The 2693-nt window shown below is 70.1% G+C and carries 2 protein-coding genes; both read left to right on the forward strand.

Translation table 11 applies throughout. The features are described 5' to 3' along the window. Positions 1–1158: D-arabinono-1,4-lactone oxidase (locus ACFW2E_RS44855; RefSeq protein ID WP_384477377.1), on the forward strand; the 1158-nt coding region annotated here is incomplete at its 5' end. A gap of 433 nt (positions 1159–1591) precedes the next feature. After that, a complete protein-coding gene (gene sepH / locus ACFW2E_RS44860; protein ID WP_384477380.1) occupies positions 1592–2623 on the forward strand; it encodes a septation protein SepH in 1032 nt (343 codons plus the stop codon). Positions 2624–2693 lie beyond the last annotated feature (70 nt).

Raw genomic sequence — 2693 nt, forward strand, 5'->3', positions numbered from 1 at the left:
GGGCACTCCTTCACGTCCAACGCCGCCACCGACGGCGTACTGATCCGCCCTCAGCACCAGACCGGCAACCGCAGCAACGACCGGGCGGCCATGACCGTCACGGTCGAGGCCGGCACCCCGCTCAAGAGGCTGAACATGGCCCTGGCGCGCGAGGGCCTGTCGCTCACCAACATGGGCGACATCATGGAGCAGACGGTCTCCGGGGCGACCAGCACCGGCACCCACGGCACCGGCCGCGACTCCGCCTCGATCTCCGCCCAGATCAAGGGCCTGGAGCTGGTCACGGCCGACGGTTCGGTGCTCTCCTGTTCCGAGAAGGAGAACCCGGACGTCTTCGCGGCCGCCCGAATAGGCCTGGGCGCCCTGGGCGTCGTCACCGCGATCACCTTCGCCGTGGAGCCGCTCTTCCTGCTCGCGGCCCGCGAGGAGCCGATGCCGTTCGACAGGGTGCTCGCCGAGTTCGACGAACTCTGGGCCGAGAACGAGCACTTCGAGTTCTACTGGTTCCCGCACACCGGGAACACCAACACCAAGCGCAACAACCGCAGCGCGGGCCCGGAGAAGCCGGTCGGGCGGCTGGCCGGCTGGTTCGAGGACGAACTCCTCTCCAACGGCGTCTTCCAGGTGGCCCAGTGGCTCGGCCGGGCGGTGCCCGCGACGGTTCCGACGATCGCGCAGGTCTCCAGCCGGGCGCTGTCCGCGCGGACGTACACGGACATCCCCTACGAGGTCTTCACATCGCCGCGCCGGGTACGGTTCGTGGAGATGGAGTACGCCGTCCCGCGCGAGGCGCTCACGGACACGCTGCGCGAACTCAGGGCGATGGTGGACCGTTCGCCGCTCCGGGTCAGCTTCCCGGTGGAGGTGCGCACCGCCCCGTCGGACGACATCACCCTGTCCACCGCCTCCGCCCGGGAGAGCGCGTACGTCGCCGTCCATATGTTCAAGGGGACGCCGTATCAGGCGTACTTCACCGCCGCCGAGCGCATCTTCACCGCGCACGAGGGCCGGCCGCACTGGGGCAAGGTGCACACCAGGGACGCCGAGTACTTCGCCGAGGTCTACCCGCGCTTCGGCGAGTTCACCGCCCTGAGGGACCGTCTCGATCCGGACCGGCGGTTCCAGAACGACTACCTCCGGAGGGTTCTGGGGTCGTAAATAGGGGCGTAAATGGGGACTTGACCCCGGAACCATTGGTTCCACTTCTGGCGATTCCGTGAAGAACGCCACGTTCATGATCGCGGAATCCGCTTGCGGACGGCCAAGTCCCACTTCTTGCCAGAAGTTGGGCGGCGTGCCAATCCACGCACGTGGCCCGAATGGAGTACTGTTGCGAGCCTTGGGCCGGGCCTCCCGTCAGGGTGTCCACGGTCCTGCAGGACCGCCGGGAGGGGGCTAGTTGCACAGGGTGACGGAGTTGGTCACTTAGCGTTGCGAATAGGTAACCGTGCCATAACGGCGGCCCTGGGCCCGTGCCCGACACGCCGGGCAACTCGGCAAGGTTGTGGCAGGCTGCACCCGGGCAGGCCACACTCGACTAGCGGAAGCAGCGACGCACGTGACGTCGGCAGGCACCACCCGGGAGGTCCCCATGCCCGAACTGCGTGTCGTGGCCGTCTCGAATGACGGCACACGGCTGGTGCTGAAGGCTGCCGACTCAACGGAGTACACGCTTCCGATCGACGAACGGCTGCGCGCCGCCGTGCGCGGCGACCGGCCCCGCCTCGGCCAGATCGAGATCGAGGTCGAGAGCCATCTCCGCCCCCGTGACATTCAGGCGCGGATACGGGCCGGTGCGACGGCCGAAGAGGTGGCCCAGCTCGCCGGCATCCCCGTCGACCGCGTGCGGCGCTTCGAGGGACCGGTGCTCGCCGAGCGTGCCTTCATGGCGGAGCGGGCCCGCAAGACCCCGGTCCGCAGACCCGGTGAGAACTCCGGTCCGCTGCTGGGCGAGGCCGTCCAGGAGCGGCTCCTGCTGCGCGGCGCCGAGAAGGACACCGTGCAATGGGACTCGTGGCGCCGCGACGACGGCACCTGGGAGGTCCTGCTGGTCTACCGGGTCGCGGGCGAACCGCACTCGGCGAGCTGGACGTACGACCCGCCCCGGCGGCTCGTCCAGGCCGTCGACGACGAGGCGCGCTCGCTGATCGGCGAGTCCGACGACCTCGCCGTACCGGAACCGAGCTTCCCGTTCGTGCCCCGTATCGCCCGGCTGCCCCGTGACCGCGCGCTGGACCGTGCCCTCGACCGTGAGCGGCCGAGTCTGCCGGCGCAGGCGTCCGAGCCCGCCGAGGAGAGCACGGGTGAACGGGACTCGCTGACCAGCCTGTTGGAGGCGGTGCCGAGCTTCCGGGGCGACATGGTCGTCCCGGAGCGCCCGGTAGAGACCCCGGAGGAGCCGGTCACCGAGCCGGAGGCGGAGGAACCTCCCGCCCCGGCGGCCTCGGCCGGTTCCGCCTACGCGGACGTTCTGATGCCCCGCTCCGTGGGCAGCCACCGCGACCGTCTGATCGGCGCCACCGACCGCCAGGCGGAGGCCGACGGCGTCCGCCCCGGCCGCCGCGCGGCCGTCCCGAGCTGGGACGAGATCGTGTTCGGGACGCGCCGCAAGAAGCAGGAGTAGCCGGTCGTACGACCGCACGGGCAGGGGGGCGGTGGCGTTTATACAACAGTAGCGGCCCACGACCCAGAAA

Origin of the sequence: Streptomyces sp. NPDC058964 (assembly GCF_042741275.1) — a bacterium.
Lineage (GTDB): Bacteria > Actinomycetota > Actinomycetes > Streptomycetales > Streptomycetaceae > Streptomyces.

Coding starts and splice junctions, on each gene's coding strand:
- sepH (WP_384477380.1), top strand. CDS start 1,592: ATGCCCGAACTGCGTGTCGTGGCCGTCTCGAATGACGGCACACGGCTG.